The sequence below is a fragment of the Shewanella morhuae genome, from assembly GCF_003028295.1.
In the GTDB taxonomy this organism is placed as follows: Bacteria; Pseudomonadota; Gammaproteobacteria; order Enterobacterales; family Shewanellaceae; genus Shewanella; species Shewanella morhuae.
In genome coordinates this window covers 2782700-2804770 of record NZ_PYSG01000002.1, presented here as the reverse complement: position 1 = coordinate 2804770, position 22071 = coordinate 2782700, and the positions used below count along the sequence as shown (strand labels likewise).

The following is a 22071-nucleotide window of genomic DNA, read 5'->3' as shown; positions in this document are numbered from 1 at the left end:
CAAAGAGGACTGCAAACTAAGCTAATTTGCTCTGTAAATTAGTCCTGCGAGTTTCTCGGGCGACTTGCGCCATTATTTGGACGACGAGTATTTTTCTTCGGGCCATTAGCGTAAGGATTGTCACCTGCTTGGCTACGATTCTCACCTGAGCTAGAACGGCCTTCACTCGGGCGACTAGCGCCTGAATTATTTGCACGACCATCGTTTGCACGCTGTGGGCGTGCTTGAGCATCGGCGCGTGGCGCACTCGTAGCATCATTGCTGTGTCGTGGGTTTTTATCGTTTGGTTTATGACCGCGCGCTACGTCACCACTGCGTTGACCATCTTTATGCTCAACACTTCTTTGGGCGCCCTCGCGTGAGGTTGATGGCGTTGAGCTGCGGCTATTTCGACGAGTCGCTACTGCTTTATTGTTACTTTTTCCACCACTACCTAAACGTGATTCAGGTAATACATGGTGGAAGCCTTCAACCATTTCACGATCTAACACGCGATTGATCAAACGCTCAATATCGTTCAGTAGTTTAATTTCTTCGTTACTGACCAGTGATACCGCTTGACCCGATGCACCTGCGCGGCCAGTACGGCCGATGCGATGCACATAATCTTCTGGCACGTTTGGTAAGTCAAAGTTAACTACTTGTGGTAATTGATCAATGTCCAAACCACGGGCAGCGATATCGGTCGCAACCAATACGCGGGCTTGGCCATTTTTAAAGTCAGCCAAGGCTTTAGTACGCGCGGTTTGGCTCTTGTTTCCATGAATTGCAGCGGCTTTAATGCCAGCATCTTCAAGGCTTTTCGCCAAACGGTTGGCACCATGTTTAGTGCGCGAAAATACTAACACTTGTTGCCAATCGTGTTGTTTGATCAGTTGGATCAACAACGCTGATTTTTGGCTCTTATCAACAGGGCAAATCCACTGTTTGACTGTGGTCGCCGCCGCGTTACGTGGTGTGACCGAGATTTCGACCGGATTGTTGACTAAGCCTTTTGCCAGCTCGCGAATTTCATCGGAGAAGGTGGCTGAGAACATCAGGTTTTGGCGTTGCTTAGGTAAAATGGCCAGAATCTTACGGATGTCGCGGATAAAGCCCATGTCGAGCATGCGATCGGCTTCATCTAACACTAAGATTTCAAGCTGGCTAAATTTCACCGCTTTTTGATTGTACAGATCCATTAATCGACCTGGGGTTGCGACTAAAATATCAACACCGTGGCGCAATTTAGCGATTTGTGGATTGATAGGCACGCCACCAAATATCACCGCCGAACGCAGTGGTAAGTTCTTACCATAGGTTTCGACACTTTCAGCAACCTGAGCCGCCAGTTCGCGAGTCGGAGTTAACACTAATGCGCGCACTTGGCCTGCTTGAGCACGCATACCTTTACTCAGGAGTTCGAGCATAGGCAGAGTGAAACCTGCTGTTTTACCTGTTCCTGTTTGGGCGGCCGCCATCACATCTTTGCCTTCAAGCACAGCGGGAATAGCTTGAGCTTGGATTGGCGAAGGTGTGTCGTAGCCTTGTTCGGCAACGGCTTTAAGTATCGGGGCCGATAAGCCCAGGGAGGTAAAACTCATAGATTGGTCTCTTGTGGCAACGCTTTGCTGCATTTATGGTCTGTTGCCAGGTCTGCTGGCGGGCGTGCAGCTTACAGGATTAGGCCCTTAAGTGCCATCAAATATGGACTTTTACAGCAGTTTTCATTCAGATTGGCACACAAATAGCTTGTCAGACTATTGAAGAGAGATTGGTTAACCTTTTCAGCATAAGTAGGATGGCGCAACTTAGTGGCTAAATATATGTCATAGATTAATCAGACGGACTATTACCAGTAATTTGTGCGGTATTACATCCGCCTTTTTTATCTATTTAGGGGCGATAATGGACTATTTTTTAACATGTTATATAAGTGAACGTTAGATCACTTCGTCCTGATTAGATTGGTATAAAATGAATGCTATTAATCTATCGCACTTAACACCGTTTTATAGCTGATATCACTTAAGATTCCGTCAGTGTATGCTTGCGATAGCGAGGATGTTTATTTTAAGGTAAACCATCTTCCTAAACGGTTAACTACCTCTTTAATAGGTGAATTATGACAGCCATACAGCATATTGAACGCCTTGCTCGTGGACGCAGCGAACAGGCCGTTGCTGTGATTAAAAATGTGCAACAGATGTCAAATATCCCTATGCATGAGATGCAACTCGCGCTCAAGCAGTTACTCCATTGCGGCCGAATCGCGCTGCATTTCCATCCGGATAAAATTGATAGCCGTGGCATGACAGTCGCTGAAGGTTTACTGCGTGATGGCCAATACCGCAGTCAGTTTGAAACGCATATTTCTAATGGTCAGTTGTCACCTGAGTTAGGTGGCCCGCGAGATCATTGGGAAAATCAGCTTTTTGGTCATGCTTATAAAGGCACTAAATCACGGCCTAAGTATGGTGCACTTGATTTGGGCATGTGGCAGGATGGCCCAGCGCCCCGTTTTGGCAGTTGCTATTTACTGACAAAAACAGATGTGCTGGCACGCGCAACTTTTAGTTATCTTGATTCGTACCGTAACCCCAAAGAAAAGGGCACGTTATCCTGTTTTGATGACATTTTAGCGGCGCTGTTAACCGAGAGTTTTGAGCGTCATTACGCTTTAGGTAAATCAGATTTTAAGCCATTGAATGTAGTCCAGTATATGGCGCATCAACTCAATGCTTCTTTGTTATCACGTTTTGAGCGACCTTTATCAAATAATCTTGATCATTATATTGAAGCGCAGATCCACGGCGATGTATTGCTTAGTGAGGATATTGCCATGTTGGTCGCTGATCCCAGCTTTAAGGGAACGGATATTGGTTCAACCTTAAGTAATGTGTGCGATAAATACGATATCGAGCTGCAATACCACAACGGTTTTAGTTTGCACACTGCGCAAATTCCGAGCGATTTTCGTGGTCCGACTATGCCATCGCTGGCGAGTCGTATCGCAATAGACGATAAGGTTGATGCCCATGCTATTGGCGTGGCTACGCGGGATTTATACCATTCACCGCAGCATTGGCGCGAACGCGGTAATCGCGCTCAAGTCGCCCACGAACTTAAGTTGCTCTGGCATGTGCTAGTGAAATACGGCGCGGTGCAGTAAGGGCTAAGCCATTTAAAAATCCTTTCATGGTAAGATTTAGCTCTAACAAAAACAGCGAGCCAACTTAAAGTTAACTCGCTGTTTTTTTATTTTTACGGGTTTTAAGGTCATCTTAGCAACCGGTATCAACTTTGTTATAGGTGGGAACACCAGTCGTTTCCCATTTGTAACTGATGTAGCAATTGGTTGCTTCGACTTGAGCTTGATTTGGCGTGGCAAGGTCTAGTTTTTGCTTTGGCGCGGCAATAACTTCATAGGTGCCGCTAGTAGTGTGAATGCGGTAGGACCATTCATTAACATTGAGCCCTGCAGCCTTAAAAATTTCTGGCGCAGTAGTGTAAGCATCGCTTGGGGTTATACCGCTGGTGCTAGCTGCCCAAGGTTGGTAGTTTTCACCACGAATATCGTCGTAAACGACTCGATTGGTGGTGCCGCTGTTAGCAATTTCAGATTTCGCTTTGAATAAAGTGACGGCGGATTTCATCGATGCAAATGCTCCAGATAACTGACTTTTATAGGCATCTGATTGTAAATTGATGAATTTAGGAGCTGCAACTATGGCTAATATTCCTAGAATAATAATGACCACAATGAGTTCAATTAGGGTGAAACCGGCATTTTTATTTGGCATAGGTAGCAGGCACTTAATATAAAGAGCTTAATGCTATCGAAATTTTGGCTATCAGGCTAGTGCTAGGGAAAGTTCCGTTAACTCAGGTATTTTTTTATCTTTAGCGCGTTTCTGTGAGTCTGCTAGCAAAAGTCTGTGGGAGGGTTTCATCTGCTGTAGATGCCTGCGATACTGCGTCCCTATCGAAACGTTTTCGCGGTTACAAGTACTTTAACTCAGTCGTTATCGGTATACATTTCTGCTATTCATCGCTTAATTTTTTTCTTGTTGGAGCACCATGGATAAGTCGTTAGAAAAATCCCTTCTTGTTTGGCTAAAAATACAAAAAAGAGCCTGTGGCTTGTTCCTTAAGTTGTCATTATGGCTGGGCATGCTAAGCGCTATCGCTATGGTGGCGCAGGCGTACCTGATTGCGACGATTCTTGATGGCGTCATTCTTGGCGGAAAGTTCATAAATAGCGAAGCTATAGCCGATAGCGGTACTCAGTCTTTAACGGTTAATATCGCCGCTTTTATGCCACATTTTATTGGTTTAATTGCGTTAATGTTGTTGCGCGCATTACTTGCCTATGGGCGTGAACGCGCTAGTTTTGAGGCGGGTAAACGCCTACGAGGTCATATCCGCTCAGCAGTAATGGACAAGCTGATTAAGCTTGGGCCTGCGTTTATTAAAGGTAAGCCCGCCGGTAGTTGGGCCAGCATAGTGTTAGAGCAAGTTGAAGATTTACAAGACTTTTATGCCAGATATCTTCCGCAAGTGAGTCTGGCTGGTTTTATCCCAATGTTGATTTTGGCCGCTGTATTTCCCCTCAACTGGGCAGCAGGATTAATTTTATTGCTCACCGCGCCATTGATTCCTCTGTTTATGATTTTAGTCGGCATGGGCGCTGCTGATGCTAACCGTAACAACTTCAATGCACTGGCCAGGTTGAGTGGTCATTTTATGGATAGATTAAAGGGCTTAAGCACCCTAAAACTATTCCACCGTGGCGATGCTGAACTTAACGTCATAGCCACGGCTTCGGAAGAGTTTCGCAGCCGTACTATGTCGGTACTGCGGCTCGCATTTTTAAGCTCGGCGGTATTAGAGTTTTTTGCGGCGGTGTCGATTGCGGTGTTAGCGGTGTATTTTGGTTTTAGTTATTTAGGTAACTTAGATTTTGGCTACTATGGCGCTCATGCCAATATCAGCGCGAGTGCCGATCCTGAACTGGGTGGAATTCCTTTTAGTTTGTTTACTGGGTTGTTTATTCTCATCTTAGCCCCTGAGTTTTATCAACCACTGCGGGATATGGGCACTCATTATCACGCTAAAGCACAGGCCATTGGCGCAGCAGAGGCCTTGATTACCTTGCTTGAATATCCTGAGCCCGAGTTTGCGGGAACAATCCGTATTGATAGCATCCAGACGCTCCGCGCTGATAATCTTGAAGTATTCAGTGTAGATGGCACGCGTTTATTAGGCCCATTGAGTTTTGATGTCCAAAATGGTGAACATTTAGCTTTGGTTGGCCCAAGTGGCGCGGGTAAAACCAACTTGCTTAATACGTTACTGGGGTTTTTACCCTACAAAGGTCATTTATTGATTAATGGCCATGAGTTATCTGCAATCGACTTACCCCACTGGCGGCAACACTTAGCTTGGCTTGGACAAGAGCCGCAGTTATTTCACGGCACAGTGCGCGATAATGTTGCCTTAGCCAATCAAGCGATGCCAGAAGATAAGATTTGGCAGTTGTTAACTGCGGCCAATATAGCCGAGTTTATTACAGCGCAGCCATTGGGTTTGGACTCGCCGATTGGGGAGCAATCTTCAGGGTTGTCCGTTGGCCAAGCCCAGCGTATTGCGCTAGCAAGGGCGCTTGGACAGCAGGCAAGTTTATTTGTACTTGATGAGCCTACTGCGAGTTTAGATAGCCAGAGTGAGCAAGCGGTAAGCGCAGCCTTAAACACTGCGATGGCTGGCAAGATGTGCATTATGGTGACTCACAGATTAGATAAGCTCGATGAAATGGACAGCATTCTCGTGCTTGATAAAGGCTCGATAGTGCAGCGCGGCAACTTTACCACTTTGTCTAACACGCCAGGGTTATTTCAAACGCTATTGCGGGAGAATGTTGAATCTGTGGCGGATATTGAACTTGCACCGTTATCAAACACTAGCTTAGTTGATTCCACGCTCGATATTGCCGCAGATATCACTCAAGGAGACCGCCAATGAAAGTGCTGATCCCCTTTATTCGATTGTTTTCGCGCCAATGGCTCATGATGTCCGTAGGCTTATTGTTGACCATTATTACCCTCATCACAGGTATAGGTTTGCTGTCACTTTCGGGCTGGTTTCTTTCTGCTACTGCGGTAGCGGGTTTAGCGATAGTCACAGCACAAACATTTAACTTTTTTACGCCCGCGGGCGGGGTACGATTTTTCTCAATAGCGCGCACCGCCAGTCGTTACGGTGAGCGTTTAGCCACCCACGAAGCAACCTTTAAACTACTGACCGAGCTGCGCGTTTGGGCGTGGCGTAAGTTGTTACCGCTCAGTGCTAAAAACCTACAAGGGTTACGCCGTGGCGACATGCTCAATCGCTTAGTTGCCGATATTGATACCCTTGATCATCTCTATCTTCGTCTGCTCACGCCAATGGCGGCATCATTATTGATGACGGGGCTGTTGTATCTGTTCCTCGCTTGGTTTGATGCCAAGCTTGCCCTGAGTCTTTGCCTGTTCTTAGTGGCGGTTTGGTTAGTGATGCCATTACTATTTTATCGACTAGGACACACGCCAAGCCGCACGATGCTCGAAACAAAACGCCAGTATCGGGTGCAATTATTAGATGTGTTGCAAGGCCAAGCCGAGCTGAGCTTATTTGGTGCTAACGACAGATTTAGGCAAAGACTGAATGAGGCAGAGGCTAGTTTGTTCAAAAGCCAAAGTACGATGGCCAATATTACCGCGCTTAGCCAAGCAATGTTGATTATCTCAACGGGTTCAGCCTTGATTATGATGCTGTATTTAGCCGCTCAAGGAGTAGGCGATGCAGTGCCGCCAGGGCCTATGTTTGCGCTTATGGTGTTTGCCACAATGGCCTGCGTTGAAATGATGATGCCGATTGCGGGCGCGTTTCAGCATTTGTCTGGCTGCGTGCTCGCGGCGACGCGGATTAATGAAATTATTGAACAAGAGGCCGATATTCAATTTATGACCGATACAGGCTTAAGAGCCAAATCGGGGGCGCTGTTGATTGAAGATATCCATTTTGGCTATCGTGAAGGGCAAAGTGTGCTGCAAGGGTTGTCCCTTGAAATCAAAGCCGGAGAAAAAGTTGCGCTACTTGGGCCAACTGGTTGCGGTAAGTCGAGCTTGTTGGCGCTCATTACCCGTGAATGGCAGGCGCAGCAAGGACTTATCAAGCTCGATGGTTATGCACTTTCAGACTATAGCGAGCGCGGTCTGCGTGAGGCGATTACTGTGGTGAGCCAACGGATTTATCTGTTTGCAGGCACCTTGCGTGAAAACTTAGTATTGGCCTTACCGGTTATTGAAGGTGAAAAACGCACCGCCCATGATGCGCGTTTGATTGAAGTGCTGCAAAGAGTCGGGCTTAGCGCCTTACTTACCGGTGATAAACCGCTGGAGCTATGGATTGGTGAAGGCGGGCGGCAGCTTTCAGGCGGCGAGCAGCGCCGTATTGGTGTCGCGCGAGCCTTGTTGCGTGATGCGCCATTGCTCTTGCTCGATGAGCCCACCGAAGGCTTAGATAAGCGCACTGAGCGAGAAATTTTAAGTTTACTATTTGAGTTTGCTAAAGATAAAACCTTATTGATGATCAGCCACCGTTTGACGGCAATGGCGAAGATGGATCAAATTCACTTGCTGCAAGAGGGCAAAATTAATGCCTCTGGCAATCATCAAAGTTTGATGGCAAACAGTAAAGAGTACCAAGCCTTATATCAAAGGCTTGCATAAGTTTTTATACAAAATATCTCACGCTATATTAACACTGGAATTATGTCGATGAACCCTGCAATGCCAGTCGCCTTTGCCCCTCAAATTAATGCCCACTTTAGTGGCAAATTTGAGGTTGAGCTTAAATATCGTTTACTAGACCGCGATGCCTTTTTTGCAGTTTTGCAAACAAGGAACCCCGAGGTGATGCTCGAAGATAATCTAGAGCATGACTGTTACTTTGATTTAGCGTCACACTCACTGATAAGCGAGCATAAGAGTTTGTGTATCCGTGAGATGCAGCCATCGGGCATTATGTTGTGGATAGTCAAAGGCCCTGAGAAAGACCGCTGTGAAGCAGTCAATATCACCGATGCGACTAAAGCTAAGAGCATGCTGCATACCTTAGGTTACGAGTGTGTACTTGAAATCAAAAAGCGCCGTAGTATTTATTTTCTCGGTAAATTTCATCTAACACTGGACCATCTCGATGGGCTAGGGGATTTTGCTGAGCTGGCGATTATGACCGATGATGAAGCCCTGATGCCTGAATTTGAAGCGCAATTAGTGCAACTTGCTACCGAATTAGGTTTATGTGAAGCGCAGCGGGAGTTGTTATCCTATCGACAACTCTCTCAAGCTTTGAAGACCAACGGGCTTTAAAAATGATGTTGCCCCAAGATGATTGGGGCTTGTTAACTAGGCACTAATATTGTAGATAAGCTCGTAATACTTATGTATTCGCACAACATATTAGCAGGCTATACGGCCAGATATTAACGATTAACCTAAGCGTTGCGAAAATGAAAGGTAACGCTTTACTTCAGCTTCATTGAATTTTAATTCGTTACCTTCTTGCACGCTCGATAGTAAGTTTTCTCGTGCAAAGCGTTTTATTGTTGCTGGCGTTTTATCGAGCATTTTGCACACTTCATCTAAGGTCAGTAAGTTCTCATTCATGTGACTTTCCTATCATTCCATTGCGTTATGATACCAACAGTATAGGACAATAATTCACAGCTGAGACACGCGTTAATCAGCGTGTGTGTTTCCTTTTATTTGACTTTCTATCAGTAAGTGACCTTTTGCCGCAGTAATTGCCGTGACCGCGCGGGATTTGAATTCGCGGCGATATAAGGTTGCAACTACGAATAAACTCGCGGAGATAAACAGTATCGGGTGTACAAACCAGCACAATACCGCCATCGAAAAATAATAGGCTCGCAGTCCATAGTTGTAAGAGTGCGCTGCTTGATCTTGCACTGTTGCCATTTGTCTTGCGTAAGCTTTGAGATTATCGTTTGAGCCATCGCTGTCTAATGGCCCTGCACCTATCATCACATTCACAAATCCATATTGACGCATTGACCAGGTAAACTGAAAGAAGGCCATCACAAAGATGCCAACTAATAGGGCAAGCTTTACTTGCACCAGTGAATGATTTGGAGGCGCAGCAAACGGAATGGTCGATATTACGCTCTCTAAGCGTTCAACTTGAGCAAATAAGGTCAGTACACCTGCGAGCACAAATAAAGTGGTTGAGGCAAAAAAAGCAATGTTTCGTTCAAGGTTAGCCAGTAATGCTGCATCACCTACCCGTACTCCGCGGGTCATCACCTCAAGCATCCAATAAATTCTATGCTTATGTAGGCCACGGGCAATACAGTCGGTATCTTTCGCCTTAAGACGGGCAAAGGCGGTATAGCCAGCCCAAGAAACGATAAACCACACCAATGCAGAAATATCTAATAGCGAAAATGTCATAGCAACCTTAATAAAATTAACATTAGGATAAAACAAGAATAGCGTCGGGTGTTAATTATGGGGTGTTTGAAAGAGTCGGTGCAACAGAGAAACGATGACCTTGGAAAGTTTTTTTCGATAGTGGATATGAGTTCACAATAAACCGTTTCGAAAACACATAGGCGTTAGTCGTTGAAGCCATTTTAGGTAGGAAATCACTTAAAAATTTAAGCTTTAATTAATGTTTTGGTTACATAAATGTCAACTTTAGATTGACTTTCCAAGGCTGATTTACTCTAATCCTTAACTTATTTTATCTATAGAATTCCGTTTGAATTTTAAAAAAAGTTAGGGATGACGATGAAGTCTAATTTCAAATCCATATCACTAGCCGTTGCTGGTGTATTATCGCTCAGTAGTTGTGCCATCACTCAGTCCGTCGAAGATAATAAAGAAACCGTTATTGGTTGTGCTATTGGTACCGGTTTAGGTGTGCTCATTGGTAATTATTTGGGCGGCAAAAAAGGTATGGTTTATGGCGGTGCGGCTGGCGCAGCGATAGGTTGTACCGTCGGTTATGATTTTCAGAAGAAACGCGAAGCGTTAGAACAATTGGCCAAAACTGAAAATCTCGATATTCAATTCACTTCAATCAGTGCTTCAAAGGCCAGTGATGAGCAACAAAGTAGTTTGTTGATCAGTTCTCCTGAACAAACTATGTCTAAGGACGATCAACAAAAATATGCAGATTATCAAGTTGTGGGCATGGCTGCAACTGTGTCTAGCAATGAGGTGATGTTTGCTTCAGGATCTGCAGAAGCCACGGCAGAAGCTAAGAAAAAGTTTCAAAAACTCGCTGCGATTTATAAAGATTCTAAACAAAATATTTTGATTACTGGGCACACAGATGCCAGTGGTGGAGAAGCGTTAAATCAAGAGCTTAGCGAAGCAAGAGCACGCTATGTAGCGACAATTTTTAATCAAGCGGGTATTCCTACAGAACGATTATTCTTCCAAGGTGCGGGCGAATCACAACCCGTTGCCGCCAATAGTGATGACGTGGGCAAGGCTAAAAACCGCCGCGTTGAGATTATTGAAATTGATGGTAAACCTGATCAATTACTGGCTTATTCCTATAAACAAAAAACGAATTTAAGCTATTTATCCCGCCGTTCGCAGGATAAAGTTGCCACGGTTCAACCGACAAAAGCGGTGGCTCAAACCACCCCAAGCCCATCAACTGCTGAGTCTGCATCAATTGACATGACGCAGTCAGAAATCGTGAAATTACTTGATCCCGTCAAGCAACAAAAAGCCCTCGTCGATTTTGGTGGCAAAAAAATGGCAGACGCCTCGACTAACTTTGCCCAATTGGTCGGAGTTAAGAAAGAGAGTGGTTTTGCACTATTTAGTAAGGCTTATGCATCAGAGATATCAAGTTTAAACTGCGCCGTAGAAGGGCCTCGGGTAACGGGTGATGTCAAAAGTTTATCTACGGGTGAGAGTTACAATCGTAATGATTACAACACCGCAGATTACTTACCGGGCATGAACGGGACGGTTTGGGTGAGTAAGGTTAACGGCCATTATATTGGCTTAACGCCAGTGGCTGTTATTAAAGACAGCGGCACCGCGATATCTGCACCTAAAGTGAATATTTGGAAAAATTATAAAGGCTCAAGCAAAGATGCGCCTAATTATCAACTGACTAGCCATGTAGAAACGTATTATGGCGATAAAGGTTTGTTATATCGTGTGTTTACAAGTGAGAAAGACTCGCCAGTGCGTTGCATGGATTTAGTGATGCCTATTGATCGTTCAGCTGCTGCGATTGCTGGCAAGCTGTATTACGAAAAAAACAAAGCGGTTTATGAAGCCGATTTTGAACCAAAATTGTTATAAGAAATGCGCTTAGGAGTTAGAAATGGATTTGGTGTCAACGCTGTTTAACGAGTATCGCGCATTAGTGTCGCTGTTACTGTCTTTGATGGTCTTAGTGGTCGTGATGACCATTTGGTGGGATAAAGTGAGCTTTTGGTGGCTCAATATGTGGTACGCCTTCCCATTGATCGGTAAGGAAAGTCGCTTAGCGAAAGATTATGAAACTCAAGTTAAGATTTACGATAAAGATTGGCTGAACACTGAAGTCGCGCTGTGTACCGACTTTGCTGCTCATTACGAAAAAGTAAATAAAGACGAAGAATTGTTCAGTAAAAGCCAAGATTACTTAGGTAAAGTGACTGAAAATGGTCGTAATAACTTACACATTTTAGGTTGGATTCTGATCGCCGCTTTAGTATTTGTTGAGGCGATGGGATTTAGTTATGTGCTGTCTGGTTTTACTATCCCTGGCGCATCAGAAAAGCTGCAACAGCAAGGCGCAGTGGGTATTGCTTTTATTATTTCAGTTTTACTGGTTGGCTTAACTCACTTTACTGGGCATGAATTACATGCAAACTCGCTGATTAAAAAAGCGAAAGTATGGTGGAAAAATGCTAAAAATCGTGACAAAGCCACCCCAGAACTCGCGCCTAATACCCGCATTAATTTAGATAAAACCTTTGACGATGATGATGAGCCGCAATACAAACAAGTCATTAATCGGATTTCTACAAATGCTGAAGTTAAGCCCCGTTATTTCATCACTACAATAACTGCGATTGCGATTATTGTTATTGCAGTGTTGGCTACATATGTTCGTGGCCAAGTGCTTGAAAAAATGCACATTGACGAAGTCATGATCAAAACCTCCGGTGAAATGTATCAAACACAGGATCCCTACGCAGAAGCGCCGCCCGCATTTTTAGTGGCAGAAGCGAAAAGTGCCGACGATAAAGCCGGTGGTGATATTTGGGAGCGCGAACAGAAAGGCGGTTGGGGAACCTTCATCTTCCTCGCATTCCTGTTTGTACTGTTACAAATTTTCGGTATTTTGATTGGTTTTAAAACCGGATTTGCAGGTAAGCACTCTAAAGATGCCCGTAAAGAAATCGGTAACTTTAAGAGTGAGCGTGAGTTTAAGACGCATTATTCACGCTTAAAGCAGCAAGTTGCACGTGTGGCGCAAAAACGCTTAACCAACTTACAACAAAGAATGAATCAAAAGGCTGAGATTAACTGCCAAGATCCTAAAGTGTTGCAAGTATTAGAAGCGTGCGGCGATCGTTCATTTTTGATGTATATGGAAGATTTAGGTAATGCTGAAAATCGTTATGATCAATCGGTACGGTTACGCGAGCATCAAACGTTAGCCAGTCATCAGGCGATGAAAAATACCCCAGCCGCGGCAGAGAAAGCCGCTGTGGCCAAAGTAGTAGACGATGTTGTTACTGAGTCGCCAGAGCAAATGGAAGCCAGACTTAAAGCTGAGTTGATTGCCGATGCAGCCGCAAAGCAAGCAGCTGAAGCAGCTGCTCAAATAGAAACACCAGAACAGGCTGAGCAGCGTATTCGCCAAGAATTGCTTGCTGAAATGGCGCCGCCGCCAAAAGTGGCTGAAACGGAAGAACAGATGCGCGATCGTTTACGCAAAGAGTTGCTAGGAGAATTAAGTTAATGGCATGCGTGACAAAGCTCGCTAAGTTCGTTATCGGTGGCCTATTGGGCTCTTTCGCTATTTCTGCGAGTTTACCGCTCATCGCTGCTGAGCGAAATGACATTAAAAGTTGCTACGAGTTTGCCAAAATTGATCCCAGTACCGCGACATCAGTACCAGGACGGCACTTATTTGTGGCAATCGATGGTACCTTTTCCCCTGATCTTAATATCAAACAGTCAGTACATGAAAAGGTGCACCTTTTTCTTCAGCCGGGCGACAAAATCACCATCATCAGCTTTAGTGCTTATGTGAAAGATTATTATACCGATGTCTTGTTTAGTGGCCGATTGGACACCAACATTGCTGATAGAGATGATGTTTCAAAGAAAAACCTGATGACCTTTGATAGCTGCATGAATAAACAGGCTCAGTTTGTTAAGACTAAAATTGATGCCCATATCAAGCATGCTTTTAAACCTGATGATGTGGATTTACCTAAAACGGAAATTCTTAGCAACCTTTCGCAAGTGATAGCGCCGCAAGTGGCAGCTGATAACCAAGGGCGACGAGTGTTGTTACTGGTCTCTGATATGGTTGAGAACTCGGATGTCACCAGCTTTTACAGTAAAAATGCCTTAAAAGTTATTGCTCCAGAGCAAGAAATGCAAAAAATTACTAAGGCTAATATGCTCAGTGATTTTAAGCAGGCAGATATTTATGTGTTAGGCGCAGGCTGGGTTCCGGCAACGTCAAAAGGATTTCGTGGTGGCCAAGTCATGTTGCCGCTAAAGCAGTTTTGGCAGCAATATTTTGAGTCCTCCCATGCTGAACTTAAAGGTTTTGGTCAACCGGTGTTAATGACAGATATGTGATGCAGTTTTGGTTCAATAGCACTTACACTTAGTTAAGCACAGCAAAATAGCAGATCTGTAGTGGTTATCGAAGTCTTAAACGTAGTGTTGGGTTATGCGATTGATTTAAAGTAAAAAAGCCAGACGATAGTCTGGCTTTTTTAATGGCTTAGCGATTAGTTTTGATAGTCACGATATTTCAGAACGATACCAAGAAATATCGCGACTATTTAACACAAAGATGCTGTGAGTTTATTCGTCGCCATCACCCAGTGACAGTAACGTCGCGTTACCACCGATGGCGGTGATGTTGTTGGTGCGAGTCTTTTCAGTCACAAAACGGGTTAAGTAATGCGGACCACCGGCCTTAGGACCTGTACCAGACAAACCTTGGCCGCCAAAAGGCTGTACGCCAACCACAGCGCCGATTTGGTTGCGGTTAATGTACACGTTACCTACGTTCACTTTATCGGCAACTTCAAGGGCATGGCCTTCGTTACGGCTGTGGATACCTAAGGTTAAACCAAAGCCTGTGCTGTTGATTTCATTGATCACTTGGCTTAGCTCTGCAGCCTTGTAGCGGATAATGTGTAGGATTGGGCCAAAGTGTTCTTTCTCAAGCACTTTAATCGAATCGATTTCAACCGCTGTAGGCGAAACGAAGTGACCATTTTCAGTCCCCGCAGGCAGCGGCATTTGCTTGATAAGCTTACCGACTTGCTTGATATGGTCGATATGCGCATCTAAGTTAGCTTTTGCAGTGGCGTCAATCACAGGACCCACGTCAGTTTTCACTGAACTTGGGTTACCAATGACTAATTCATCCATCGCGCCTTGCAATACTTCAATCACGCGATCGGCTATGTCTGTTTGCAAGAAGAGTACGCGCAGCGCCGAGCAGCGTTGACCGGCGCTAGTGAATGACGATGACACCACATCGTTAACCACTTGCTCAGGTTGCGAGGTTGAGTCCACCACCATGGCATTTTGACCGCCAGTTTCAGCAATTAAAGGAATAATTGCGCCTTCACGGTTGGCTAATGTGCGGTTAATCAGTTTTGCTGTGCCAGTTGAACCGGTAAAGCACACACCGCCAATACGCTCGTCCGCTGTAATTGCGCTCCCCACAGTGGCGCCAGTGCCGGGTAAGAATTGCAGCACCTCAACAGGAATACCCGCTTGGTGAGCCAGCTGCACTGCACGGTAACCAATAATTGAGGTTTGCTCTGCAGGTTTGGCGATAACAGTGTTACCCGCCGCTAATGCCGCAGAAACTTGGCCAAGGAAGATTGCTAGTGGGAAGTTCCATGGGCTGATACACACGAATACACCGCGGCCTTGCAGAAACAGTTCGTTCAGCTCACCCGTTGGGCCTGGAAGCAGTTCAGGCTTAGCCATCATCTTCTTGGCTTGTATGGCGTAGTAACGACAAAAATCAACGGCTTCACGCACTTCATCAATACCGTCTTGAATGCTTTTGCCTGCTTCACGGGTACAAAGAACAATTAACTCTTCACGGTTTTCTTCTAATAAATCCGCTAATTTTTGCAGCGCACAAGCACGTATTTCTACAGGCGTACGCGTCCATGAGGCAAATGCTGCGTCAGCAGACGCTAGCGCTAGCTCTATGGCAGCATCGTCGGCAAAGGCTATTTGTCCCACGGTTTGAGTGGTGTCGTATGGGCTAACAACGGTCTTGTGCTCGCCGATTAAGGTTTTGCCGTTAACCAGTGGACCCGCTTGCCATTGGGTATCTTTAAACTGTTCTAATGCGGCGAAAAATGGCTCAGATTCGGAAATGATGTTCATATTGAGTCCCTTGGAGTTTTTGCGATCACTACCGAAAATATCGGTAGGTAAAACGATTTTTTTGTTAGCTAGGGTTTTGTAACCCATAAGCGTTGTTAGCGGATGTACCACTAATGACTCGATTGGGGTTTTTGGATCGACCAATTTGTGGACGAACGAGGTGTTAGCACCGTTTTCTAGCAGACGACGCACTAAGTAGGGTAGTAAATCTTTATGGGCACCAATGGGGGCATAAATACGCACTGCTTTAGCGCCTGCTTCTGCCAAAATAGTGTCATATAATTCTTGTCCCATACCATGCAAGCGTTGGAACTCATGGTTACGGTCGCCCGCCATATCTGCAATTGCTGCCACGGTTTGCGCGTTATGGCTGGCAAATTGCGGGTAAATAGCGCCACGAGTTGCCTCTGATAATAGATAACGAGCGCAAGCAAGGTAAGAAACGTCAGTACCGGCTTTACGTGTATAAAGTGGGTAAGCGGCTTCACCCGCTTGCTGAGCCCATTTAAGCTCGCTATCCCAATAGGCGCCTTTTACCAGACGTAAGGGGATTTCGTCCCCTTGCTCTTTTGCAAGGCGGGTTAACCAAACTAGCACAGGTAGGGCACGCTTAGAGTACGCTTGCACTACGATACCTAATAATCCCCAGCCTTTTGCTGCTTCTGAATTAAATAGCTTTTGGAACAGCTTTAGTGATAACTCGAGGCGATCGACTTCTTCTGCATCGATAGAAATACCGATATTTAGGCCGCGCGCTAATTTAATCAGGCGGATTACAGTATCGTACAGTTCAGTTAAGACGCGATCTTCATTAGCGACCTCATAGCGTGGGTGTAATGCCGAGAGTTTGATTGAGATGGTTGGTCGCGGTGATTCGTTTTCGTTATAGTTTTGCGCCCCCAGCTCAGTGATGGCATTGGCGTAATCGGTAAAATATTTATCGGCATCTTTACGGGTTAATGCCGCTTCACCGAGCATATCGTAGGAATGGGTATAGCCGAGTTTACGTTTGTCTTCACTGTTTTTAAGGGCTTCCTTCATATTGCGCCCCAGCACGAACTGTTTACCCATGATCTTCATTGCGGCCATCATGGCTTGGCGGATCACGGGTTCGCCAAGGCGATTGACTAAACGGCTCAGCAGGTTGCTCGGGGAACCATCAAGATTTTTATCAAGCTTAACGATTTTACCTGTGAGCATTAGCCCCCAAGTCGATGCGTTGACCAGCACTGAGTCACTTTTGCTCATGTGCTCGTCCCACTTAGCCCCTGAAAGTTTATCTTCAATCAGTGCATCTGCAGTGGCCGCATCGGGAATACGCAGTAGCGCTTCGGCTAAACACATCAGGATAATTCCTTCTTGTGTCTCTAAGCTGTACTGTTGCAGGAAGGCGTCTATACCGACCATTAAGCCTTTTTTATCGAATTGACGAACCTTACTGACCAATTCATGGGCACGACGAGTGACGCGCTCTATGGCTTCATCACTGGAGGGAACAAGTTTGATTAGCTCTGACAAGTATTGTTCTTCGTCGACAATATAGTTATCGCTGACAGCTTTGAACAGTTCGTCGAGATTGGCAGAATCGTAGCGGCCTGCCAGCACTTCACTCGCTTTGAACATAGTAATCGCTTCCATCTTGGCCGTATTTAGGGCGTTATTGTTGAAACAAATGGGGAGGCGCTAAACGCATTTAGTATTTTGTATACAATATGAAGGTTTGCGCGCGCCGATTATACAACCAAAATGTGACGGGCAACACCATAGTGTGAGTAATTGTGAGGTTGTTTGATGGGTTTGTTAATAGCGAGATGTAATGCTGAGTTGACAAAAAAGCCAGTGTTTAAAAACACTGGCTTTTAGTGGGTAGAAAAAGGCTGATAAGATTACATCCAGCGTTTCTTACTGCGACGCTGTGGCCTAGGTAAGTAAACTAAAATAATCCCTACGAGTAACCCCATACCAGCAATTAATCCGCCTTGGCGCCATAATTCAAACCGCTCATCTTGCGCGGAGCTATCCAAGGCATTTTTGAGTTTGTCACGTTCTTGAGTCGTGGTGGCTAAGTTGCTTTCTAACTCGCTTAACTTAGTCTTTAGCTCCGCAACTTCATCAGCATGGTTATTCGTTGAACCGAGCACTTCAGTTAACTTAGCTTTAGTTTGGGCTAACTCAGCAGTTAAGGCTGGCACTTGTTCGCGAAAACTTTGAGTCGAACTAATTAAGTTCGTTTGCACCCAACCTTCACGATTTTTATGATCGATTATTTTGGAATAATCGCCTTGAGTTTCATTGAGCAGTGTCACAGGTTGGCCTGCTTCGATTGAGCCTACAATTCGAAACTCAGTACCCGGGCCGCCTAGAAGATAAAGAAACACATTATCCGATATATAGCGGGATTGGCCTTCGGCCAGCAGGTTGGAAGACAATAACATCATTCCTACCAGAGTCAGGAGTCTAAACACTTTTGTATTCTCATCAACGAAATAGTCTGCACATGCTATGGATTTGAAGCCTGTAATGCAAGAGGGAAGTCATAGACTTCCCTCAATTTTACGGCATCCATGCTATGTCAATTCCAATTTAAAGCACTCTTTTTGACAATCTTCTTACGGAACGACCTGATGGTAATCAGCGCTCCAACAAGGCGGATTAATTAAAGACGCCTTTAATCATAAAGAAGAAGATGATCGATAAACCCGCACCAGCCGGTAGGGTTACTACCCAAGAGACAACAATATTACGGACAACACCCATGTTAATGGCTGCAATACCACGAGCCATACCTACACCTAATACCGCACCGACTAAGGTTTGTGTGGTGGAGATAGGTAATCCGGTACCAGAGGCAATAACAACGGTAGAAGCTGCTGCTAATTCAGCTGCAAAACCACGGCTCGGGGTTAAGTGAGTGATATTTTTACCAATTGTTTGCATTACGCGCTGACCAAAAATCGCCAGACCCAATACAATACCAACCGCACCTAAAGGCAAAATCCACCATGCGAGTGCTGATTTAGCTGCTATCTCACCACCGCTATTGACCACAGCTACAACTGCCGCTAATGGGCCAATGGCGTTGGCTACATCGTTTGAACCATGGGCGAATGCCATACAGCAAGCGGTTAATACCATCAAAATCGCAAACACTTTTTCGACGTTTTTGAACTGGGTTTGGCGATCGTTTTTCTCACTCATCTGCAAGCGAGAAATAGCAATCTTACCGAAAATACCAACAACTAGGCCAATGGCCGCTGCAAGTAAATAGGCTTGAGCCCCTGTAATATGGATACCCACATGGGATAAACCTTTTAAAATGGTCACCAGCGACATGATAAAGCCAGCAAATGCCATATAAAACGGGACATAGCGCTTAGCATTACTCAGAGGATCATCAGTGTTGAAGATAAGCTTCTGTACGCTTTGAAATATGATAAAGGCCATAAAGCCTGAGATTGCTGGGGTAATGACCCAAGAACCAACGATACCACCGACTTTAGTCCATTCAACCGACTCACTGCCTACACCCACGGCCGCAAAACCAATGATAGCGCCGACAATAGAGTGAGTGGTTGATACTGGCCAACCGAGAGCTGAAGCGACGACTAACCAAATACCAGCGGCTAATAGCGAACCTATCATGCCGTAAACCAGTAATTCAGGTGTATCAGTAAAATAATTTGAATCAATAATTCCATTACGAATTGTACTGGTGACTTCGCCACCGGCTAAAAAAGCGCCCGAAAACTCAAAAATCATTGCGATAATAATCGCTTGCTTGATCGTAATTGCGTTTGAACCTACAGAGGTTCCCATTGCATTGGCTACGTCATTAGCACCAATACCCCATGCCATCAGAAAACCAAATGCAGCCGCAACGGCAATAAGCCACGGGCCATTAGTGACCAAGACGTTAGCCACCTCAATACCTGCATCAACCATATTGATACCTTAGATAACCTTAATTTATTAAGCGCGAGCTAGCATAAGCTCAAGACGCGAACCGACGCGCTCGGCAAGATCTGCAAGACCACCGACCCACTCAATCGTTTTGTAGAGGAACATCACATCGATAGGATTCAATTGTGATTCCATAGCGAACAACTGACGGCGTAACTGAATTTGTAAATCGTCAGTATCTTCTTCGATGATATCGAGTTCGTTAATCATTTTGGCCACTAAGTCGAGCTCACGACCACGGAAACCGGTTTCGAGTAGATCTTCGAGTTCGTTAATGACTTGCTTTGCAAGGGCAACCGCATCTATACAACGTTGTAGATAAGCGATAAAAGGAACTTGCATGACCTGGGGTATTAACAACTGACGGCCGATAACACGGCCAGAAATATCTTTTGCCTTATTGGCGATCTTGTCTTGTTGCGTTAATAGTTCCAATAGATCGGTACGTTCTACAGGCATAAACAAACCGCTCGGCAGAGTAAGACGAATTTCACGCTTCAGTGAATCGGCTTGCTTCTCGGCTAAACTAATTTGCTTACGTAATTGAACTGCACTGTCCCAGTCATCTGCGAGAGTCGCTTCGAAAAAGGGGACCAGTAACGATGCACAATCGTGTACTTTGTCCATGTGCTCTTGAAGTGGCTTAATTGGCGATTTTGCAAACACGCCCAAAATAGAGTTTACTGGCATTGCCGTTTACCTATTTAGATTGTTCCATTATTGGAAAAAGCGGGCGCATGTTAACCTAAGCGTCCGCATATTGAAACTGTGTTTTTTTAAGAAAAAATCACAGCTTTATTCTAACGGGTTATCTACCAACTACAAAAGCAAATCCTACGGGATTTTTATGACACATTTGTGACATTATGAACTAAACATGACGTATCAATGAATATTTGATGACAAAATGAGCGGCTATGCAATGAATGCTGAGATTGAACTAAAACTGTTTTTTCTACCGATATATCAACAATCCCTGATAAATAAGTTAGATAGCCTCGATAATAGTGTGCCTCAAGGGCTGCGTCGTTTGGCAAACGGTTACTTTGATACGCCTGATCTGCAATTGCGCCAATGGGACATGGGACTGAGGGTCCGTGGCTATGATGCACACCGAGAACAAACTATAAAAACCGCGGGGCAGGTCATCGGTGGCATTCATTCTCGACCTGAATATAATGTGACTATCCAAGCGGATAGCCCAGATTTAAGTCTATTTCCTCGTGAAATTTGGCCAAGCAATGCAGATTTAATTTCCACCCAAGCTCAATTGGTCTGTATTTTTCACACTGATTTTTATCGCCGCGCTTGGCATGTTCAAATTGATAACAGCGTGGTTGAAGTGGCGTTAGACATAGGTGAAATCAGCGCTAATGGTCGGCAAGAAGCTTTGTGTGAACTGGAATTTGAGCTGCTCAGTGGTGATACCGAAGCCTTACTCAAGCTCGCAACTCAAGTGGCGAGCGTTGTGCCAGTTCGTTTAGGTAAGGCCAGTAAAGCCCAACGAGGTTATCGCTTAGCGGGCCAATCTCAGCCACTCGATTTAACCGTATTAGAATTTTTGCCGCTGGCGGAACACCGCGAGACTGCAGCCGCAGACTTAACTGCAAGTTGTCAAAGTTTGCTCGAAATCGCCCTTGAGCGTTGGCAATTATTAGAAAGTATGATTGCAGAGGCGCATACACCTGAAGCTTGTGTTGCGCTCTGGTGGCGAATGCGTGCGTGTATTCGTTTATTACGAATGACCTTAAGTCAGTTTGCGTTACTGGATGCGACGCTTTTGAGTCAATTTATGCAGATTGAAAAACAGCTCGATTTTATTGAGCCTGCGCAAGCGCTAACAGCGTTACTGGGTAGCCAATATCGTTTGTTTCATCGGCAGCCGCAGAGTCGTCAATTAAAACCACAGCTGCAGCTCGATTTAGACGATATTAAGCTTGATGAACAATTAAACTTGCTTTGGCAGCAGCCTGAATATGGTCAATTGCAGTTAGCAGTCGTAGAGCGATTACTTAAGGTGAGTGCGGGTGATCTTGGCATTAATAAGCTGACAAGTTTGCGTCAGCATGCTGATAGTGTCCTACAAGCCTCTTGGCGGGCCATATTCGAGGTGATGTCAGTTAACAATGCCATGGCAAGCAAAAATTACCAGCAAGCAGCTACAGTGCTTGATGAGAGTATTCTCGTCGGTCAGGCTTATGGTAGTTTATATGACGTTAAGTCGCGGGATACATTTCGTGCTCCTTGGCTCGATTTAACCTTAGGAATTAAAACCTTGGCATGTTACAGCGCTTTAAATAATGCGGGCCATAAGCTGGGTATTGATTTACACGAGTGGCTTGATGATAAACAGCAAAGCCTGCTGTTTGCGATGGAGTCAACACGACATAATGCGATACAACAATCTGGCTATTGGTAGTCTGTAACGGTTTATGATCCG

16 protein-coding genes are annotated in these 22071 nt (G+C 45.1%); 8 read left to right on the top strand and 8 right to left on the bottom strand.

Annotation, left to right across the window (positions count from 1 at the left end; all coding sequences use genetic code 11):
• Nucleotides 1–38 precede the first annotated feature (38 nt).
• The gene (locus C9I43_RS12710) at nucleotides 39–1583 is read right to left on the bottom strand and encodes a DEAD/DEAH box helicase (RefSeq protein ID WP_107883685.1); all 1545 of its coding nucleotides are present in this window, start codon (nucleotides 1581–1583) and stop codon (nucleotides 39–41) included.
• A 521-nt stretch (nucleotides 1584–2104) separates the two neighbouring features.
• Between C9I43_RS12710 and C9I43_RS12705 the strand changes: the two genes are divergently transcribed.
• Nucleotides 2105–3151, top strand: a complete 1047-nt coding sequence (locus C9I43_RS12705) for a DUF3626 domain-containing protein (protein WP_076497801.1) — start codon at nucleotides 2105–2107, stop codon at nucleotides 3149–3151.
• 112 nt (nucleotides 3152–3263) lie between these two features.
• Here C9I43_RS12705 and C9I43_RS12700 read toward each other — a convergent pair whose 3' ends face one another.
• Nucleotides 3264–3782 (bottom strand): prepilin-type N-terminal cleavage/methylation domain-containing protein, encoded by a 519-nt coding sequence (locus C9I43_RS12700; RefSeq protein ID WP_107883684.1) that lies wholly within the window; start codon nucleotides 3780–3782, stop codon nucleotides 3264–3266.
• A 277-nt stretch (nucleotides 3783–4059) separates the two neighbouring features.
• Between C9I43_RS12700 and cydD the strand changes: the two genes are divergently transcribed.
• From cydD to C9I43_RS12685, 3 genes are read left to right on the top strand one after another with little or no spacing between them, the layout of a single operon-like run.
• Complete coding sequence (gene cydD, locus C9I43_RS12695) at nucleotides 4060–6003, top strand: heme ABC transporter permease/ATP-binding protein CydD (protein ID WP_107883683.1); 1944 nt, start codon at nucleotides 4060–4062, stop codon at nucleotides 6001–6003.
• A complete protein-coding gene (gene cydC, locus C9I43_RS12690; RefSeq protein ID WP_107883682.1) occupies nucleotides 6000–7751 on the top strand; it encodes a heme ABC transporter ATP-binding protein/permease CydC in 1752 nt (583 codons plus the stop codon). The genes cydD and cydC overlap by 4 nt, the downstream gene beginning before the upstream one ends.
• Before the next feature lie 48 nt (nucleotides 7752–7799).
• On the top strand, nucleotides 7800–8393 hold the full coding sequence (locus tag C9I43_RS12685) for a class IV adenylate cyclase (RefSeq protein ID WP_107883681.1): 594 nt from the start codon (nucleotides 7800–7802) through the stop codon (nucleotides 8391–8393).
• Nucleotides 8394–8513: 120 nt separating this feature from the next.
• Here the strand turns inward: C9I43_RS12685 and C9I43_RS12680 are convergent, their stop codons facing one another.
• A complete protein-coding gene (locus C9I43_RS12680; RefSeq protein ID WP_076497791.1) occupies nucleotides 8514–8690 on the bottom strand; it encodes a helix-turn-helix domain-containing protein in 177 nt (58 codons plus the stop codon).
• Nucleotides 8691–8762: 72 nt separating this feature from the next.
• Nucleotides 8763–9494, bottom strand: coding sequence for a DUF599 domain-containing protein (locus C9I43_RS12675; protein WP_076497789.1), 732 nt, complete (start codon nucleotides 9492–9494; stop codon nucleotides 8763–8765).
• 339 nt (nucleotides 9495–9833) lie between these two features.
• Here C9I43_RS12675 and C9I43_RS12670 point away from each other — a divergent pair, with 339 nt between their 5' ends.
• From C9I43_RS12670 to C9I43_RS12660, 3 genes are read left to right on the top strand one after another with little or no spacing between them, the layout of a single operon-like run.
• Nucleotides 9834–11375, top strand: a complete 1542-nt coding sequence (locus C9I43_RS12670; protein ID WP_181317888.1) for an OmpA family protein — start codon at nucleotides 9834–9836, stop codon at nucleotides 11373–11375.
• 22 nt (nucleotides 11376–11397) lie between these two features.
• Complete coding sequence (locus C9I43_RS12665) at nucleotides 11398–13029, top strand: hypothetical protein (protein WP_107883679.1); 1632 nt, start codon at nucleotides 11398–11400, stop codon at nucleotides 13027–13029.
• On the top strand, nucleotides 13029–13883 hold the full coding sequence (locus tag C9I43_RS12660) for a hypothetical protein (RefSeq protein ID WP_107883678.1): 855 nt from the start codon (nucleotides 13029–13031) through the stop codon (nucleotides 13881–13883). The genes C9I43_RS12665 and C9I43_RS12660 overlap by 1 nt, the downstream gene beginning before the upstream one ends.
• Before the next feature lie 231 nt (nucleotides 13884–14114).
• Here the strand turns inward: C9I43_RS12660 and putA are convergent, their stop codons facing one another.
• From putA to C9I43_RS12640, 4 genes are all read right to left on the bottom strand, one after another.
• Nucleotides 14115–17309, bottom strand: coding sequence for a bifunctional proline dehydrogenase/L-glutamate gamma-semialdehyde dehydrogenase PutA (gene putA, locus C9I43_RS12655; RefSeq protein WP_181317887.1), 3195 nt, complete (start codon nucleotides 17307–17309; stop codon nucleotides 14115–14117).
• A 248-nt stretch (nucleotides 17310–17557) separates the two neighbouring features.
• On the bottom strand, nucleotides 17558–18106 hold the full coding sequence (locus C9I43_RS12650; RefSeq protein ID WP_107883676.1) for a TIGR04211 family SH3 domain-containing protein: 549 nt from the start codon (nucleotides 18104–18106) through the stop codon (nucleotides 17558–17560).
• A gap of 217 nt (nucleotides 18107–18323) precedes the next feature.
• Nucleotides 18324–19613 (bottom strand): inorganic phosphate transporter, encoded by a 1290-nt coding sequence (locus C9I43_RS12645; protein WP_076497777.1) that lies wholly within the window; start codon nucleotides 19611–19613, stop codon nucleotides 18324–18326.
• A 27-nt stretch (nucleotides 19614–19640) separates the two neighbouring features.
• Nucleotides 19641–20321, bottom strand: coding sequence for a TIGR00153 family protein (locus C9I43_RS12640; RefSeq protein WP_076497776.1), 681 nt, complete (start codon nucleotides 20319–20321; stop codon nucleotides 19641–19643).
• A 232-nt stretch (nucleotides 20322–20553) separates the two neighbouring features.
• Here C9I43_RS12640 and C9I43_RS12635 point away from each other — a divergent pair, with 232 nt between their 5' ends.
• The gene (locus C9I43_RS12635; RefSeq protein ID WP_107884158.1) at nucleotides 20554–22050 is read left to right on the top strand and encodes a CYTH domain-containing protein; all 1497 of its coding nucleotides are present in this window, start codon (nucleotides 20554–20556) and stop codon (nucleotides 22048–22050) included.
• Nucleotides 22051–22071 lie beyond the last annotated feature (21 nt).

Bases quoted from the DNA above. Each gene is read 5' to 3' on its own strand.
- C9I43_RS12710 (WP_107883685.1), bottom strand. From the start codon at position 1,583: ATGAGTTTTACCTCCCTGGGCTTATCGGCCCCGATACTTAAAGCCGTT.
- C9I43_RS12705 (WP_076497801.1), top strand. From the start codon at position 2,105: ATGACAGCCATACAGCATATTGAACGCCTTGCTCGTGGACGCAGCGAA.
- C9I43_RS12700 (WP_107883684.1), bottom strand. From the start codon at position 3,782: ATGCCAAATAAAAATGCCGGTTTCACCCTAATTGAACTCATTGTGGTC.
- cydD (WP_107883683.1), top strand. From the start codon at position 4,060: ATGGATAAGTCGTTAGAAAAATCCCTTCTTGTTTGGCTAAAAATACAA.
- cydC (WP_107883682.1), top strand. From the start codon at position 6,000: ATGAAAGTGCTGATCCCCTTTATTCGATTGTTTTCGCGCCAATGGCTC.
- C9I43_RS12685 (WP_107883681.1), top strand. From the start codon at position 7,800: ATGAACCCTGCAATGCCAGTCGCCTTTGCCCCTCAAATTAATGCCCAC.
- C9I43_RS12680 (WP_076497791.1), bottom strand. From the start codon at position 8,690: ATGAATGAGAACTTACTGACCTTAGATGAAGTGTGCAAAATGCTCGAT.
- C9I43_RS12675 (WP_076497789.1), bottom strand. From the start codon at position 9,494: ATGACATTTTCGCTATTAGATATTTCTGCATTGGTGTGGTTTATCGTT.
- C9I43_RS12670 (WP_181317888.1), top strand. From the start codon at position 9,834: ATGAAGTCTAATTTCAAATCCATATCACTAGCCGTTGCTGGTGTATTA.
- C9I43_RS12665 (WP_107883679.1), top strand. From the start codon at position 11,398: ATGGATTTGGTGTCAACGCTGTTTAACGAGTATCGCGCATTAGTGTCG.
- C9I43_RS12660 (WP_107883678.1), top strand. From the start codon at position 13,029: ATGGCATGCGTGACAAAGCTCGCTAAGTTCGTTATCGGTGGCCTATTG.
- putA (WP_181317887.1), bottom strand. From the start codon at position 17,309: ATGGAAGCGATTACTATGTTCAAAGCGAGTGAAGTGCTGGCAGGCCGC.
- C9I43_RS12650 (WP_107883676.1), bottom strand. From the start codon at position 18,106: ATGTTATTGTCTTCCAACCTGCTGGCCGAAGGCCAATCCCGCTATATA.
- C9I43_RS12645 (WP_076497777.1), bottom strand. From the start codon at position 19,613: ATGGTTGATGCAGGTATTGAGGTGGCTAACGTCTTGGTCACTAATGGC.
- C9I43_RS12640 (WP_076497776.1), bottom strand. From the start codon at position 20,321: ATGCCAGTAAACTCTATTTTGGGCGTGTTTGCAAAATCGCCAATTAAG.
- C9I43_RS12635 (WP_107884158.1), top strand. From the start codon at position 20,554: ATGAATGCTGAGATTGAACTAAAACTGTTTTTTCTACCGATATATCAA.